Consider the following 15,550-nt stretch of genomic DNA (forward strand, 5'->3'; position numbering starts at 1 on the left):
GGTGCGCGCCGTTGCGAACAAGGTTCATGGGTCAAACGTCATCAGAGAGTCCTCTCCCCGCGTACGGGGAGAAGCGAGATTCGTACCAAGTTCTAGATCCTTGCTTCGGCAAGGCTTCCTGCGCCTTCGCCCTGCGGGCTGCGACGCAGGTAGAACCACCAGGTCAGAGCGAGGCAGGTGGCGTAGAAGGCGAGATAGACCACGAGCGCGAGCTGCGGCCCGCCGGTCATGGCGATCGACTTGCCGAAACCGGTCGGGATCAGATAGCCACCGACGGCGCCGATGGCGCCGATGAAGCCGACCGCTGCACCGCTCTCGATGCTCGCCGTCTTGAGCGCCACCGCGCGCGCCGCATCGCCCTTGCCGCGCACCTTGAACAGGTTCTCCTCGCGGAAGATCGAGGGGATCATGCGATAGGTCGAGCCGTTGCCGATGCCCGTCGTCACGAACAGGATCAGGAACATCGACAGGAAGCCGATGAAATCCTTCTGCCCGACGAAGTAGAGCACGCCGACCGTGGCGCCCGCCATCACGATGAAATTCCAGAACGTGATGATCGAGCCGCCGATCCTGTCGGCAAGCCAGCCGCCGAGCGGACGCGACAGCGAGCCGACCAGCGGCCCCAGGAACGCGATCGCGATCGTGACTTGCGGGAACTGCGTCTTGATCAGCAGCGGGAACGCGGCGGAGTAGCCGATGAAGGATCCGAACGTGCCGATATAGAGATACGCCATGATCCAGGTGTGCTTGCGCTTGACGATGGCAAGCTGGTTCTTCACCGACGATTTCGCTGTGGTGAGGTTGTTCATGAAGAACACGGCACCGAACACGGCGATCGCGATCGGCAGCACCCACATCAGGCCGGCGTTCTGGAGGAAGATGCCGTCGACCGGCGTTGCCTGGAACAGGTTGAAGACGGCGAGCGTCATCAGGATCGGGGTCAGCAGCTGCACGCTGGAGACCCCGATATTGCCACCGGCCGCGTTGAGGCCGAGCGCCCATCCCTTCATCCGGTCGGGGAAGAAGAAGGAGATGTTGGTCATGCTGGAGGCGAAGTTGCCGCCGCCGAGACCCGCGGTCGAGGCGATCAGCAGCATCAGCCAGAACGGCGTGTCGGGCTGGCTCACGAAATAGGCAAGCGACAGCGTCGGAATGAACAGGATCGCCGCACTGAAGATGGTCCAGTTGCGGCCGCCGAACGTCGTCACTGCGAATGTATAGGGAAAGCGCATCAATGCGCCGATCAGGCCCGGCACCGCGACGAGCTGGAACAGCTGGTCGGTGGTGTAGTGGAAGCCCGCCTGCGGCAGCTTGGTGGTGACGATGCTCCAGATCAGCCAGACCGAGAAGCCGATATGCTCGGCCACGATCGACCAGATCAGATTGCGTCGCGCGACGGTCTTGCCAGTCGCATTCCAGAACGCCTCATCTTCGGGGCGCCAGTCTGAAATCCAAGTAGGATTCTTCGTCATTGAGTATCCCTTCTAGGCTCACCGCTGCGTCGTTGCAGGCTCTGCCTCACATGGAGGCGCGCTCCGAGGCTTCACCCCGGTGGCGAGTTCACGATGCTGATTGATGGTGTTGAGGGACGTCGTCGTTGGCGTCGCGCAAAGACATTTCAATTTCCGTGCCAATTGCGCGCACGCTGGAAATACAGAGATTTCAGGACGTTATTCGCATTGCCCGAATTTGTTGCAGGGCTTTTCCGCTCGCTAAATTTGCGATTCGCTCAATCCTTGTGCGGCGCACAAGGATTGAGCGGGATGTCGATTAATTAGGCGCGTGCATGTCTCGCGTTAACATTCGGTTTACGCGGCCTCGACGAAGCGATGACGCTCGTAGAGGAATTCGAGCACGCGCTGCCGGCACTTCAAGTAGGTGGCGTTGGTCGCGAGATCGAGCCGCTTGCGCGGACGCGCCAGCGGCACCTCCAGCACCTCGCCGATGCGCGCGCTCGGCCCGTTCGTCATCATCACGATGCGGTCGGACAACAGCACGGCCTCGTCGACGTCGTGGGTGATCATCAAAATGGTGTTGCCGAGCTTCTGATGCAGCGCCATCACCGAGTCCTGCAGATGCGCGCGGGTCAGCGCGTCGAGCGCGCCGAACGGCTCGTCGAGCAGCAGCACCTTCGGCTCCATGGCCAGCGCCCGCGCGATGCCGACACGCTGCTTCATGCCGCCGGAGATCTCCGAGGGCCGCTTGTCCCTGGCATGGGCCATCTGCACGAGGTTGAGATTATGCATCACCCAGGCGTCGCGCTCGGCGCGGGACTTGGTCTTGGCGAAGACCTTGTCGACGCCGAGCCTGACGTTCTCGTAGACGGTCAGCCAAGGCAACAAGCTGTGGTTCTGGAACACCACGGCGCGGTCGGGCCCGGGCGAGTTGACCTCGCGGTTTTCCAGCAGCACGCCGCCGGTGGTGGCGTTGGTCAGGCCTGCGATGATGTTGAGCAGGGTCGACTTGCCGCAACCGGAATGGCCGATGATCGAGACGTATTCGCCCTTCTCGATCGTCAGGTTGATCTCCTTGAGCACCTCGGTGGTGGCGGCGCCGCGGGTGAAGATCTTGTCGATATGGTCGAGTTTCAGATAGGCGGTCATGTGCCCCTCTCCTTCAATTCTGCGCGGTGCCGCGGGTGACGAATTTGCCGAGACCCGCGATCAGGCGGTCCAGCACGAAGCCGACGATGCCGACATAGAACAGCGCGAGGATGATCTCGCTGATATGCGAGGAGTTCCAGGCGTCCCAGATGAAGAAGCCGATGCCGACGCCGCCGATCAGCATTTCAGCCGCGATGATGGCGAGCCATGACAGCCCGATGCCGATGCGCAGGCCCGTGAAGATGTAAGGCGCGGCCGCCGGGATCATGATCTTGGCGAAGAATTCGAGCGGGTTGAGCTGCACCACCGCGGCGACGTTGCGATAGTCCTGCGGGATGTTGCGGATGCCGACGGCGGTGTTGATGATGATCGGCCAGATCGAGGTGATGAAGATGACGAAGATCGCCGAGGGCTGGCCGTCACGGAAGGCCGCGAGCGACAGCGGCAACCAGGCCAGCGGCGGGATGGTGCGCAGCACCTGGAACAGCGGATCGAGCCCGCGCATCGCCCAGACCGACTGTCCGACCAGCACGCCGAGCGCGATGCCGGCGATCGCCGAGAGCGAATAGCCGAAGGCGACGCGCTGCAGACTGGCAGAGAGATGCCAGAACAGACCCTTGTCGATGCCGCCATGGTCGAAGAACGGATCGAGGATCAGCTCCTTGGTATCCCTGAACACTTTTGACGGCGGCGGCAGTGCCGAGCCGGCTCGGCGGCAGATCAGCTCCCAGACCAGCGTGAGCAGCGCGATCACGACCAGCGGCGGGATCACGCGCACGGCGGTCTCCCTTGCCATGCGTGCGTAGGCATCCGTGCGCGGGGGACGCTTTGGCGTCATCGCAACGACCGGCGCGATGGTGGCGGCAGGCGTCACAGTCTCGATCTTGGCGGCAGACATATTCATCGCAATATTTCTCCGGCTGCAAAAGGCGATGCGGCCGCCTAAAGGCGGCCGCTGGCTCCATCAGACTTCGACGCGCTTGATCGCGAGCGACTTCAGATAGGCAGCCGGATTTTCCGGATCGAATACCTTGCCGTCGAAGAGGGTCTCCTTGCCGCGCGAGGTGGAGGTTGGAATGTCCGAGGCCGCGACACCGAGCGTCTTGGCCGCATCGCGCCACATGTCCTCGCGATTGACCTTGGCGATCAGCGCCTTGCTATCGAAGCCGGCTTCGTATTTGCCCCAGCGGATGTCCTCCGTCATGAACCAGAGATCGTGGCTCTGGAATGGATAGGAGGCATGGTCGCGCCAGTACTTCATGATGTGCGGCGAGTTCTCGACCACCTTGCCCGGAATGCCGTAGTCGAACTTGCCCTTGGCGCGATCGGCGATGTCCTCGACCGGGCAGTTGATCCACTGCCGCTTGGCCATGATGGTGGCGAGTTCCTCCTTGTTCTCCATCTTGTCGGCCCATTGCTGCGCCTCCATCACCGCCATCAGGATCGCTTTCGCAGCCTTCGGGTTCTTGTCGACCCAGGCTGCGCGCATGCCGAGCGATTTTTCCGGATGCTTGCTCCAGATCTCGCCGGTGTTGACGGCGGTGTAGCCGATGCCCTGATGGACGAGCTGGCCAGGCCACGGTTCGCCGACGCAGAAGGCGTCCATGGTGCCGACCTTCATGTTGGCCACCATCTGCGGCGGCGGCACGGTGATGGTCTCGACGTCCTTGTCGGGATCGATGCCGCCGGCGGCGAGCCAATAGCGAACCCAGAGATCATGGGTGCCGCCCGGGAAGGTCATTGCCACCTTCACCGACTTGCCCTCGGCCTTCTTCTTGTCGAAGGCCACCTTGAGCGGCGCCGCATCGGCGCCGATCTTGAGGTCGGCGTATTCCTTGGCGACCGAGATGCACTGCGCATCGAGATTGAGCCGCGCCAGGATGTACATCGGCGTCGGCTGGTTATTCTGCGTCACCCTGCCGGCGGAGATCAGATACGGCATGGGGGTGAGGATATGCGCGCCGTCGATGCCGTTGCCCTCGGAGCCAAGCACGAGATTGTCGCGCGTGGTGCCCCAGGAGGCCTGCTTCTGCACGTCGACATCAGGCATGCCGTATTTGGCGAACAGGCCCTTGTCCTTGGCGACGAAGAGCGGGCCGGCATCGCTCAGCGCGATGAAGCCGAGCTTGGCGCCCTTGACTTCGGGGCCTGCGTCCTGCGCGAAGGCGCCGGCGGGAAAATTTAGTTTAGCGGCGGCGAGAAGTGCGGCGGTCGAGCCTGCGGCCTTCAACAATTGGCGGCGGCTGAGCCCGTTGTCCGAGGGCCGGCGGGTGCGCTTGGTCATGTGTCGTCCTTTGCATCGTTGCAGAATTGATGGCGTCAGTGCACACGAGCAGCCCGTCCGTCCGGCGGCGCCGTCTTTGGCGCATGCGAACGCACGACGGGGAAAACCCCCGTCTGGTGGCGTCGGCAAGTCGGATGAGAAGTCTCGCGGGACGGCTTCAATGGCGTCGGCGTGGAACTATTCAAGCTTCATGCCAAGCCCGACGACCAAAAAAGCAAATAATAATCAATGTGTTATCGGCATTGCGGCAGGCCGCCGCATGTCGGCCGCGCATGTGAAACTTGCGGTCTGCTCAATCCTTGTGCGGCGCACAAATCTTGTGCACGAGATCAAGCAAGAAGCCGACCAGCGCTGCCCCGGCAGATCGCACTAAGATCCATGCCGTTGATATTACTATATTTTTCTATTTTTTCGACGCGGCACGCAACTTGCTTCTCCGTGGACGTCAACGAAGACTGCGGCTTGCCGCATCGTTGCAGCCTCTGGCGGCTGCATTCGGAAGCTCAACTGCTTCGCGGCCCTCTCCGGCTCAGTCCTCGTGACGCGATTCCCAAGGCTTCCAAACTTTCAATAGCCCTCGTGCGCGGCAGGCCGGCCCGCACGGCCCAAGATGTTCAGCCGCGCTCTCCCTGAGGGTGTGTCGATCTCACTTACGAAGCAAAGGAACCATTGATGTCGTATCTCGCGCCTTCGGAATTCGTCACCAAGATGGTGGATGCGGGCGAGTCCAAGATCTTCATGTCCACCCGGGATACCATCATCCGCGCCTACATGGCCGGCGCCATCCTCACGCTCGCGGCATGGTTCGCCGTCACGATCAACGTCAACACCGGCCAGCCGCTGATCGGCGCGCTGCTGTTTCCGGTCGGCTTCGTCATGCTGTACCTGCTGGGCTTCGATCTCCTGACCGGCGTGTTCGTGCTCTCGCCGCTTGCCCTGATCGACAAGCGCCCGGGCGTCACGATCGGCGGTGTGTTGCGCAATTGGGGCCTCGTCTTCATCGGTAATTTCGCCGGCGCGTTCACTGTCGCCTTCATGATGGCCTTCGTCACGACCTTCGGCTTCTCGCAGCCGCCGGACAAGGTCGGTACCGCCATCGGAATCATCGGCGAAAGCCGGACGCTCGGCTATGCCGCGCATGGTGCGGCCGGCATGGCGACGCTGTTCCTGCGCGGCATGCTCTGCAACTGGATGGTCTCGACCGGTGTCGTCGGCGCCATGATCTCGACCTCGGTCTCCGGTAAGGTCATCGCCATGTGGATGCCGATCCTGGTATTCTTCTACATGGTGTTCGAGCATTCCGTCGTGAACATGTTCCTGTTTCCGTCCGGCTTGCTGCTCGGCGCAAAGTTCTCGATCCTGGACTACCTGATCTGGAACGAGATCCCGACCGTGCTCGGCAACCTCGTCGGCGGCCTCGCCTTCACCGGCATGACCCTCTACACCACGCATGTCATGACGCTGCCGAAGCGCCAGGCTGACAAGGCTGCGAAGCCCCGCGTCGCGGCCTGATCGAATACGTCTCGACAAGGGAGCCTCGCCCAAGCAGGGTGAGGCTCCCTTCCCCTGGTGATGACGATGTCCCGCGGACTCCTGATCTCGGTTGGCCAGCACTCGGACAAGGGTCGCAAGCCCGTCAACCAGGACTTTCACGGCGTCCTGATTCCGGAAGAGCCGCTGCTCAGCCTGAAAGGCATCTCGGCCGTCCTCGCCGACGGCATCTCCTCTAGCACGGTAAGCCAGATCGCCAGCGAGTCGGCGGTCAAAAGCTTCCTGATGGACTATTATTGCACGTCGGAATCCTGGACGGTGAAGACGTCCGCGCGCCGTGTGCTGGATGCGACCAATTCCTGGCTGCACGCGCAGACGCGCAAAAGCCAATACGCCTATGACCGCGACAAGGGCTATGTCTGCACCCTCAGCGCCATGGTCATCAAGGCAACCACCGCGTACATCTTCCATGTCGGCGATTGCCGCATCTACCGCGTCGCCGGCAAGGCGCTCGAGCAGCTGACCGACGATCACCGCATCATCGTGTCCTCGGAGCAGACCTATCTCGGCCGCGCGCTCGGCATCAATCCGCAGCTCGAGATCGACTATCAGGCCTTCGAGGTCGAGGCTGGCGACATTTTCCTGCTGGCGACCGACGGTGCCTACGAATTCGTCGACGCGCGCTTCGTCACGAGCGCGCTAAACGAACATGCAGGGGAGCTCGACGGAGCGGCCAAGGCCATCGTCGAAGAAGCCTACAGGCGCGGCAGCGACGACAACATCACCGTCCAGATCCTGCGGATCGACGCGGTGCCTCAACGCGAGCCGGCCGGCATTTTCAGTCAGACGTCACAATTGCCGCTGCCATCGCTGCCGGAGCCGCGGGCGGTCTTCGATGGCTACCGGATCGTCAGGGAAATCCACGGCAGCAGTCGCAGTCATATCTATCTCGCGATCGACGTGGAGACCGAGGAGCCCGTCGCGCTCAAGCTGCCGTCGATCGACCTGCGCGACAACGCCGCCTATCTCAAGCGTTTCCTCATGGAGGAGTGGATCGCGCGCCGGATCGACAGCCCGCACGTGCTGAAGCCGCTGTCACACTCAAAGCGGCGCAGCTACCTCTACGTTGCGACCGAATTCGTCGAAGGCCAGACCTTGAAGCAGTGGATGACCGACAATCCACGCCCCGATCTCGAAACCGTCCGTGGCCTCATCGAGCAGATCGCCGCCGGCCTGCGCGCCTTCCACCGTATGGAGATGCTGCATCAGGACCTCAGGCCCGACAACATCCTGATCGACAAGACCGGCACCGCGAAGATCATCGACTTCGGATCGGTCAGGGTGGCCGGCGTCGCGGAGGCGGCACCGCCGGACGAGGCCGACGAAATCCTGGGCACCGTCCAGTATACGGCGCCGGAGTATTTTCTTGGGCAGGGCGGCACGCCGCGCTCCGACATGTTTTCGCTGGCGGTGATCTGCTACCAGATGCTGACCGGAAAGCTTCCCTACGGCACCCAGGTAGCCAGGATCCGACGCAAGGCGGACGTGCGAAGGCTCAAATATCGCCCGGCCGACGACGATCGCAACGTGCCGGCCTGGGTCGACGGCGCGCTCAGGCGCGCGCTGCATCCCGATCCCTACAAGCGGCACGAAGATATCTCCGAATTCGTCTTCGAGCTTCGCACGCCCAATCCGGTCTATCTCGACACGCGGATCACCCCGCTCCTGGAGCGCAGCCCCCTGATGTTCTGGAAGCTGACCTCGGCGGCGCTCGCCTGTGCCGTCGTCGTGCTGCTGGCGCTGCTGCATGCGCGTTAGGGCCTAAGGGCGGAAGCGTCAGCCTTCCGGCGCCAAGCGCGGCGCAGTGATCGCCCGGGGCGATGTCGAAGATTTTAACTGACTGTGAAGTAGTTTACACCCCGGTGCTCCTGGCCCAGGCTAATATCGCGGAGGCTTCTTGCTTTGAAGGAGGCATCCAATGCTCGCGGCAATCAAATGGAACTCCCGATATAGCCCTCGCGAATGGGTGATGATGGCTGGGGCGCTTGTCGGTCAACTCCGCGCACCGAATGCAAACCGACAGAACGGTGAAAGCAAGCCACCGCGACCGCTCTGGAAACACTTCGACGACACCCATCATTGGGACTCAACCGCTGAGGAATGGGTCCCCAACCAGGATCGGTGATCGTGCAACGCTTCGTACGTCGCACAGGCCGAATTCCGAGACTTCAAGTTCCCTCTCGCTGAGGGGCCTGTCGAGCGGTGCGATCTCAGGCCTTGGCTTCGTCTGCTCGGACGTCTGTATCACTGACTGGCGCGATCGCCTCTCACTCGTGCCCTACTGGGCTTGATCGTAGGCCTGCAGTATCCGGACAAAATCAGCCATGCTGGATCGATCTCGGTTTTCAGCCATAACCACAACCTGGGCATTGGAGGCGGGTTGGCGTCCCTGCCAGAACCGCGTCAGGAGATCGGCGATGTTTCTCATGGCGTTCTCTCTGCACCAACCATGGCACTAAGCATCAGTTGAGCGGGAAGCGCCGCTAGATCGGGAGAAGCGCCGGCGGGCGCTACGCCGCCGGCCTTGACCCGCAACTGCCGGCTCGCTGGGCCGGTTCCGCTGCTTTCACTCTGGATGTATCGGTAGCATCAGGCACTGGGTCGACGCCATCGCGCGCAGGTATCAGGCGACCATACTTAGGTAGGCTTGGGCTAGAGCATGAACCGGAAAAGTGGGTAGCGATTTTTCCGGAAAGATCATGCTTCAATAACCTAAAGCGCTATGACGATTCTCCTCATCTCATCGCGCTTTAGTGAAGGCCGTCAGGCCGGCTCCTCGGCCTTCACCCCCAGCGGTTTCGGCGCCATGCCGCCGCCGGGCTTGAGGTGGAATTCGTAAGTCATCAGGTGCCACTTCCCGCTCGCCTTGGCGCCGTCGGGCATTGCCGGATCGTTGCGCGGCTCGACCCTGGCGACGAGGTCGTCCTTGACCCCGAACACCACGTCGGAATCCAGGTATTTGTCACCGTCCATGAAGACGTGGGTGATCAGCGGCTCATAGCCCTTGGCATTGACCAGGAAATGCACATGCGCGGGGCGCATCGGGTGACGCTTGGTCTGCATGATCATCTCTCCGACGGGACCATCGGTCGGGATCGGATAGCTGCACGGCAAGATGGTACGGAAGAAGAAGCGGCCGTCGCTATCGGTGACGAAGCGCGCTCGCGCCGAGGCGCCGACCTCGTCATAGTTAGGCTTCTGGGAATCGTAGAAGCCGTCGTCATCGGCATGCCAGACGTCGACAGGCACGCCAGCGAGCGGCTTGCCCTTGAGATCGGTGACACGGCTCTGCACGAACATCCGCTCGCCGGTTTGATTGTTCGGCGAGATGTCGGTGCCGTGCGCCGTTACCTTGTGCTCGCCGACATAGAATGGGCCGAGCACGGTGGTCTGGGTGGCGCCGTCGCGATCGCGATGGTTGACGGCATCGACCAGCATGGAGACGCCGAGCACGTCGGACAAAAGAATGAACTCCTGGCGGGTGTCGGTGCATTTCTGCCCGGTGCGGGTCAGGAAATCGATGGCGTAGTCCCATTCCTCGAAGGTGAGGCCGGTCTTGCTCACGTAATCGTGCAGCGACTTCACCAATTCCTGGAGCAGGAATTTCGCGCGCGGATTGGGCGTGTTGTCGAAGCTCCCGACGACGGCTTCGGTGAGATCAGTCTCGTTGAACTGGGTCATGATGGCTTGCCCTGTGTTTTTCTCGTTCGCCCCGGGGGCTCCTTGGCGGCGTTCCAGGGGGCAGCCTACACCAGCCGGCCCCCCTGCGTTAAGCGCGAGCGGCTTGGAATGGGGCCGTCATTTGGCTATCAACGGACCGACGAAACTGCCCGGAGGAACTGATGCTTGCCCCTACCCCCGCCTCGCCCGAATCCGTCGGCATGTCCAAGGCCGCACTCGACCGCGTCGATGCGCATCTGAAGAGCCGCTACATCGATGCCGGCCGCTTCCCGGGCGCGCATCTTCTGGTCTACCGGCGCGGCAAGGTCGCGCACAGCTCGGTTCAGGGCCTTGCCGATGTCGAGCGCAAGCTGCCGGTCAAGGACGACACGATTTACCGCATCTATTCCATGACCAAGCCGCTCACCAGCGTCGCCTTCATGATGCTGGTCGAGCAGGGCCTCGTCGCCATCGACGAGCCCGTCGCCAAATACATTCCGGAATGGAAGGATCTCGGCGTGTTCGTCGCCGGAACAGCGCCGGCGTTCCTGACGCGGCCGCCGTCCCGGCCGATGCTGATCGTCGATCTCCTGCGCCACACCTCCGGCCTCACCTACGGCTTCCAGCAGCGCTCCAATGTCGATGCCGCCTATCGTACCGAGAAGGTCGGCGAGGTCGAGAAATCAGGCACGCTACAAACCATGATCGAAGCGCTTGCCAAGATCCCGCTGGAGTTCTCGCCGGGCGAGGCCTGGAACTACTCGGTCGCAACCGACGTGCTCGGCTATCTCATCGGCAAGATCTCCGGCATGCCCTTCGAGCAGTTCCTTAAGTCACGCATCCTCGATCCGCTCGGGATGACCGACACCGACTTCCACGTGCCGGCCTCGAAAGCGCATCGGTTCGCGGCCTGCTATTCCGCCGATCCCGGCGGCGGCATGACCTTCCATGCCGGCCAGCGACGCGAGGGCCTGACGCTTCAGGACGACCCGACAACGAGCTCCTTCCTGTCTCCGCCCTCCTTCATCTCGGGCGGCGGCGGCCTCTGCTCGACGGTCGCGGACTATCTCACCTTCTGCCGCGCGCTGCTCAACGGCGGCGAGCTCGGCGGTGTCAGGCTGATCGGGCCGAAGACGCTGGCGCTGATGACCAGCAACCACATTCCGGGCGGACGCGCCCTGCCCGAGGTATCGCGTTCGCTGTTCTCGGAAGCAACCTACAACGGCATCGGCTTCGGCCTCGGCTTTGCCGTGACGATGCGCCCGGCCGAAACGCTGATCGCGGGCAGCCCCGGCGAATACAATTGGGGCGGCGCGGCAACGACCTCGTTCTGGATCGATCCGGCCGAGGAGCTGATCGCCATCTTCATGACGCAGGTGCTGCCGTCGAGCGCCTACCCGCTCCGCCGCGAGCTGCGCAGCATGGTCTACGCTGCGATCACCGAGAGCAACCTGTAACAAATTGGCTGGATCCCGCAGCCGTCGGCTGCGGGATCCACTGTCAGTTGCTTATTTGAGCATTTCCGGCACGATCAGACGCGGCAGGAACAGCGACACGCTTGGCCAGACGATGACGGCCGCGAGCACGAGCAGCATCGGGATCAGCATGATCACCGTGTCCTTCAGAGCATAGCGCAGCCGCACGCCTGCGATCGAACAGGCGATCATCAGACATAATCCATAGGGCGGCGTCACCAGTCCGAACGCCAGCGATACGATGGAAATGATCGCGAACTGGACCGGATGGAGATCGACGGACCTGGCGAGCGGCTCCAGCACGGTGCCGACGATGACAATCGCCGGGATGGCGTCGAGAAAGCAGCCCACGACCAGAAAGCAGAAGGCGATGAAGAAGCCGGCCGCAACGGTGCCCATGCCCCATGTCGAGACGTTGGCCAGCAGCTCTTCCGGGATCTTGTAATAGGCGAGCAGCCAGCCGAAGGCACTTGCGGTGCCGACGCAGAACAGCGCCACGCCGGCAAGGCGCCCGGTGTCGAGCAAGGCCTTGTACAATTCCCGGATGCCCGTCTCTCGATAGAAGAATGCCGAGAGCGCGACCGAATACAGCACCGCGACGCAGGCTGACTCGGTTGCGGTGAACCAGCCGAGCAGAATGCCGCCAACGATGATGAAGGGCGTCATCAGCGCCGGAATTGACTTCCAAATGGCACATCGCATCTCGACCCAGCTTGTCTTCGGATAGGTCGGGTAGCCGCGGCGCACGGCATAGACGTGCACCGTCGCCATCTGCGCGCCTGCGATCAGCAGGCCCGGCACGATGCCGGCCAGATACATCGCCGCAATCGAGGTCGAGATCAGCCCGCCCCACACGATCATGAGGATCGACGGCGGGATGATGACTGCCAGAACCGCCGACACCGCCGTGATGGCAATCGAGAACGAGAGATCGTAGCCCTCCTTGGTCTGCGCATCGATGAAGATCTTGGACTGGCTCGCCGCATCAGCGGTGGAGGAGCCCGAGATGCCGGCAAAGAACACCGACAACACGACATTGATCTGCGCCAACGATCCCGGCCAGTGCCCGACCATCGAGCGCGACAGCGCCACCAGGCGATCGGTGATGCCGCCAATGCTCATCAGGTTGGCCGTCAGCAGGAAGAACGGCACCGCGAGCAGGATGAATGAATTGTAGGCGTTGAAGGTTTCCTGCGCGAGCATCATCATCGAGAGATGAGGCTCGATCAGCAGGATCGGCACGCAGGCAAGGCCGAGCGCGAAAGCGACCGGCACCCGCACAACGAGCAGGCCGACGAAGACCCCGAACAGCACCATCGCGGCCTGTCCGGCAGAGAGTACATTGCCGCTCATCGCTCTGCCCCAACCAGAATGCGCATTTCATCGATGATCTGTTCACCCGCAAAGACGATCCACGTCACGCCGGTCACAGGCCAGGCGACGTGAATCAGCCAAAGCGGCAGATCGGCCAGCTCCGACGTTCTATTCCAGGCAAAGCGGGTGAACTCCAGGCCGGCCGACACGAACACCAGCGCCAGCGCCAATACGCCGGTCCGCGCCAGGATCCGCACCGCAGCCTCCGACCGCCGCGACAGGTCCGGCCACACGTCGACCTCGAAATGCTGCGCCTCGCGCACGCCGACCATGGCCCCGATCATGATCGTCCAGACGAACATGAATCGCGCCATCTCCTCCGTCCAGATGTAGGACGGAATGAGGGGCGTGTAGCGGGAGACGATTTGCAGCGTGACCGGAATGACCAGAATGCCGACACAGGCGGCCAGCAGAAATTCCAGGAGTTTCGCATAGGCCGCCGTGACGCGACGCCACAGCGATGGTGTGGACGGGACGGGCATTTCAGACATTGGGACTCCGTGCGGCAGTCATCCGCCATGTCCGGGCAGGAAGCGGGGCCTGCCCGGAATGCTGTCGGCGGACAGAGCGACCTCAGACGACGTTGATCTTCTCGAAAATGCCTTCCGCACCGATTTCCTTGGCGTAGGTGGCCATCACGGGGTCGGCGAGCTTCTTCATGGCGTCCCGCTCCTCGAAGGGGACGCGCTTGAGCTTGCCGGCTTTCTCGAGCGTGTCGAGCTTGACGACCTCTTCGCTCGACTCGAGCTGACGGCCATAGTCGCCGGCCTCCTTGCCGGCCTTCATGATCGCGTCCTGCAAATCCTTCGGCAACGTCTTCAGCGTCTTCACCGAGAAGCAGATCGGCCGGATCGACACGGCGTGCTGGGTCAGGTTGAGGTGCGGAGCCACTTCATAGAACTTCATCGCCTCGACGCCGGCCGCCTCGTTTTCGCCGGCCGATATCACGCCGTTCTGGATCGCGTTGTAGATTTCGTTATAGGCGATCACCGTCGGGCTCATGCCGACGGCCGCAAAGGTCTTCGACCAGATCGGCGCGCCCTGCACGCGAACCTTGAGCCCCTTGAGATCGGCGAGATTCTTGAGCGGCTTGTTGGCGAAGATGTTGCGGATGCCGCCGCCGGAATAACCGATCAGAACCACCTCGGCTTTCGCCGCGACTTCATCGGCGATCGGCGCCAGGATATTGGCTTCGACGACCTTGTTCATGTGCTCGATGCCCTTGAAGACGAAGGGCGCATCGATGAACGGGGCAGCCTTGGCGAAGGTCGACATGTGGGCCGGCGAGACGATGCCGTAATCGACCGCCTTGCCCTGCGACATGTACTCGAAATATTGCTTCTCGAGGCCGAGCGAGGAGTTTCTGTGCAGGGTAAAATTGACGGGCTTGCCGTAATACTTCTTCACCAGCTCCTCGAACCGGAGCAGCGCCCGGTTGAAGGCGTGGTCGTCGTTGAACTGCACGGCTCCGTTCAGGGTGATCGGCGCTTGCGCCCTGAGGATCGACGGCATGCCAATCGTCGCCGCCGCAGTGGTCGCGCCGATACCAGCGAGAAATGACCTTCGCTTCATCGTCTCCCCTCCCTTTGATGCTCCGCCCCTGTCGCCGGGGCGTGAGCGCAGCCGGTATGCGGCTTGCTGGAGGAAGCGTATGAAAAACCTCGCCGGGACGGAAGTCATTTCGACTGCGCTGGAGGTACTCCTTCGTCGCAGGGCTCCCCTGCACGACCTGTTGCACTGCAACTCGCGCTCGGGCCGGCGCGCGGTCCGCGCTCTCAAAAATCCGAAAACTTGCGAGGTCCGAAGACTTACCGGACCTGTGCGCTGCGCGCACAGGTCCGTTCGCCTGCTGATGCAGGCCTAGTGCATATGGCCAATCAGATAAATGCCGCCGCCGATCACCAGAACGGCCGGCACGGCCCACAAAATAAAGACTGGCATTTGTCATCCTCCTCAATTCGACGTGCAGACCTTGACGGTCTTCATGCCGCTTTCGGCCTCGGTCCGCGACTTGTAGATCGTGCCCGACGGGCTGACCACGGTCATGGACGTCTCCGTCGGCTTCTTGTCGACGACGGTGCACTTCTTGGTCTTGAGGTCTTGGACGACATAGAACTCGTCGGCCGCGAACGCCGGCAGGGACAATGCAGCAAGCATCAGCGCTGCGGTCGCTATTCTCAGCTTCATTTTCTCCTCCTCCAATCGCCGGGCTTCCGGCCCGGTCGATCTGTAAACGGGAAAAAATGGTAATTTGTTCCTGTGCCAGGGAACGCTGTGCACGTGCGCTGGTTGAGGAAATCGATTGATCGAGGCGTGGGTGGCCAGTGCAAAGCTGGTCGCCCTCGCCGGCCGCATGACATCGCATCGAGAGGCCCGGGTTTGCAGCTCAGCCTGGCGGCTGCCTACATCATGTGTCTACTTTTGACCGCAATGAGCCTGAGCTGATGCGCGGGCATCCCGGACTGCGCTGCAAAATCGCAGCTCTCGGCGGCTTGCGGATGCGAAAATCGTGGCGCCACGCAAGTCCCGCCCGTATGGTCTTCCCAAAATCATAATCCGGCGCCGCTGCGCCGGAACCGGGACGCCTGCGTTTGTCAAAGCTC

General features: G+C 62.3%; 14 protein-coding genes. 4 read left to right on the plus strand and 10 right to left on the minus strand.

The window, feature by feature from the left end:
* Positions 1-92: 92 nt before the first annotated feature.
* The 4 genes from IVA81_RS32015 to IVA81_RS32030 form a co-directional block, all read right to left on the minus strand.
* Positions 93-1,472, minus strand: a complete 1,380-nt coding sequence (locus tag IVA81_RS32015; protein ID WP_247325450.1) for an MFS transporter — start codon at positions 1,470-1,472, stop codon at positions 93-95.
* A gap of 336 nt (positions 1,473-1,808) precedes the next feature.
* Positions 1,809-2,603 (minus strand): ABC transporter ATP-binding protein, encoded by a 795-nt coding sequence (locus tag IVA81_RS32020; protein ID WP_247325451.1) that lies wholly within the window; start codon positions 2,601-2,603, stop codon positions 1,809-1,811.
* Between the two features lie 13 nt (positions 2,604-2,616).
* The gene (gene ntrB / locus IVA81_RS32025; RefSeq protein WP_247325456.1) at positions 2,617-3,507 is read right to left on the minus strand and encodes a nitrate ABC transporter permease; all 891 of its coding nucleotides are present in this window, start codon (positions 3,505-3,507) and stop codon (positions 2,617-2,619) included.
* 60 nt (positions 3,508-3,567) lie between these two features.
* Positions 3,568-4,887, minus strand: a complete 1,320-nt coding sequence (locus IVA81_RS32030; protein WP_247325457.1) for a CmpA/NrtA family ABC transporter substrate-binding protein — start codon at positions 4,885-4,887, stop codon at positions 3,568-3,570.
* A 160-nt stretch (positions 4,888-5,047) separates the two neighbouring features.
* Between IVA81_RS32030 and IVA81_RS32035 the strand changes: the two genes are divergently transcribed.
* From IVA81_RS32035 to IVA81_RS32045, 3 genes are all read left to right on the plus strand, one after another.
* Positions 5,048-5,260: a hypothetical protein gene (locus tag IVA81_RS32035; protein WP_247325459.1), complete on the plus strand. Its 213-nt coding sequence runs from the start codon at positions 5,048-5,050 to the stop codon at positions 5,258-5,260.
* A 299-nt stretch (positions 5,261-5,559) separates the two neighbouring features.
* A complete protein-coding gene (locus IVA81_RS32040) occupies positions 5,560-6,399 on the plus strand; it encodes a formate/nitrite transporter family protein (RefSeq protein ID WP_247325461.1) in 840 nt (279 codons plus the stop codon).
* Positions 6,400-6,459: 60 nt separating this feature from the next.
* Positions 6,460-8,196: a bifunctional protein-serine/threonine kinase/phosphatase gene (locus IVA81_RS32045; protein ID WP_247326056.1), complete on the plus strand. Its 1,737-nt coding sequence runs from the start codon at positions 6,460-6,462 to the stop codon at positions 8,194-8,196.
* A gap of 520 nt (positions 8,197-8,716) precedes the next feature.
* Here the strand turns inward: IVA81_RS32045 and IVA81_RS32050 are convergent.
* Together IVA81_RS32050 and IVA81_RS32055 are read right to left on the minus strand one after the other, a co-directional pair.
* The gene (locus tag IVA81_RS32050) at positions 8,717-8,866 is read right to left on the minus strand and encodes a hypothetical protein (protein WP_247325463.1); all 150 of its coding nucleotides are present in this window, start codon (positions 8,864-8,866) and stop codon (positions 8,717-8,719) included.
* 335 nt (positions 8,867-9,201) lie between these two features.
* Positions 9,202-10,119: an intradiol ring-cleavage dioxygenase gene (locus tag IVA81_RS32055; protein ID WP_247325464.1), complete on the minus strand. Its 918-nt coding sequence runs from the start codon at positions 10,117-10,119 to the stop codon at positions 9,202-9,204.
* 161 nt (positions 10,120-10,280) lie between these two features.
* Between IVA81_RS32055 and IVA81_RS32060 the strand changes: the two genes are divergently transcribed.
* A complete protein-coding gene (locus IVA81_RS32060) occupies positions 10,281-11,555 on the plus strand; it encodes a serine hydrolase domain-containing protein (RefSeq protein ID WP_247325465.1) in 1,275 nt (424 codons plus the stop codon).
* Positions 11,556-11,606: 51 nt separating this feature from the next.
* Here IVA81_RS32060 and IVA81_RS32065 read toward each other — a convergent pair whose 3' ends face one another.
* From IVA81_RS32065 to IVA81_RS32080, 4 genes are all read right to left on the minus strand, one after another.
* Complete coding sequence (locus tag IVA81_RS32065) at positions 11,607-12,926, minus strand: TRAP transporter large permease (RefSeq protein ID WP_247325466.1); 1,320 nt, start codon at positions 12,924-12,926, stop codon at positions 11,607-11,609.
* A complete protein-coding gene (locus tag IVA81_RS32070; RefSeq protein WP_247325467.1) occupies positions 12,923-13,438 on the minus strand; it encodes a TRAP transporter small permease in 516 nt (171 codons plus the stop codon). Before IVA81_RS32070 ends, IVA81_RS32065 begins: the two co-directional genes overlap by 4 nt.
* Before the next feature lie 82 nt (positions 13,439-13,520).
* Positions 13,521-14,519 (minus strand): TRAP transporter substrate-binding protein, encoded by a 999-nt coding sequence (locus tag IVA81_RS32075; protein ID WP_247325468.1) that lies wholly within the window; start codon positions 14,517-14,519, stop codon positions 13,521-13,523.
* Positions 14,520-14,900: 381 nt separating this feature from the next.
* Positions 14,901-15,134, minus strand: coding sequence for a hypothetical protein (locus tag IVA81_RS32080; RefSeq protein WP_247325469.1), 234 nt, complete (start codon positions 15,132-15,134; stop codon positions 14,901-14,903).
* Positions 15,135-15,550: the final 416 nt, after the last annotated feature.

Source organism: Bradyrhizobium sp. 141, assembly GCF_023074055.1.
In the GTDB taxonomy this organism is placed as follows: domain Bacteria; phylum Pseudomonadota; class Alphaproteobacteria; order Rhizobiales; family Xanthobacteraceae; genus Bradyrhizobium.

What these genes read in the sequence shown, in the direction of transcription:
- IVA81_RS32080 (WP_247325469.1), bottom strand. Translation starts at nt 15,134, where the DNA reads ATGAAGCTGAGAATAGCGACCGCAGCGCTGATGCTTGCTGCATTGTCC.
- IVA81_RS32075 (WP_247325468.1), bottom strand. Translation starts at nt 14,519, where the DNA reads ATGAAGCGAAGGTCATTTCTCGCTGGTATCGGCGCGACCACTGCGGCG.
- IVA81_RS32015 (WP_247325450.1), bottom strand. Translation starts at nt 1,472, where the DNA reads ATGACGAAGAATCCTACTTGGATTTCAGACTGGCGCCCCGAAGATGAG.
- IVA81_RS32040 (WP_247325461.1), top strand. Translation starts at nt 5,560, where the DNA reads ATGTCGTATCTCGCGCCTTCGGAATTCGTCACCAAGATGGTGGATGCG.
- IVA81_RS32065 (WP_247325466.1), bottom strand. Translation starts at nt 12,926, where the DNA reads ATGAGCGGCAATGTACTCTCTGCCGGACAGGCCGCGATGGTGCTGTTC.
- IVA81_RS32070 (WP_247325467.1), bottom strand. Translation starts at nt 13,438, where the DNA reads ATGTCTGAAATGCCCGTCCCGTCCACACCATCGCTGTGGCGTCGCGTC.
- IVA81_RS32035 (WP_247325459.1), top strand. Translation starts at nt 5,048, where the DNA reads ATGGCGTCGGCGTGGAACTATTCAAGCTTCATGCCAAGCCCGACGACC.
- IVA81_RS32055 (WP_247325464.1), bottom strand. Translation starts at nt 10,119, where the DNA reads ATGACCCAGTTCAACGAGACTGATCTCACCGAAGCCGTCGTCGGGAGC.
- IVA81_RS32060 (WP_247325465.1), top strand. Translation starts at nt 10,281, where the DNA reads ATGCTTGCCCCTACCCCCGCCTCGCCCGAATCCGTCGGCATGTCCAAG.
- IVA81_RS32020 (WP_247325451.1), bottom strand. Translation starts at nt 2,603, where the DNA reads ATGACCGCCTATCTGAAACTCGACCATATCGACAAGATCTTCACCCGC.
- IVA81_RS32050 (WP_247325463.1), bottom strand. Translation starts at nt 8,866, where the DNA reads ATGAGAAACATCGCCGATCTCCTGACGCGGTTCTGGCAGGGACGCCAA.
- IVA81_RS32030 (WP_247325457.1), bottom strand. Translation starts at nt 4,887, where the DNA reads ATGACCAAGCGCACCCGCCGGCCCTCGGACAACGGGCTCAGCCGCCGC.
- IVA81_RS32045 (WP_247326056.1), top strand. Translation starts at nt 6,460, where the DNA reads ATGACGATGTCCCGCGGACTCCTGATCTCGGTTGGCCAGCACTCGGAC.
- ntrB (WP_247325456.1), bottom strand. Translation starts at nt 3,507, where the DNA reads ATGAATATGTCTGCCGCCAAGATCGAGACTGTGACGCCTGCCGCCACC.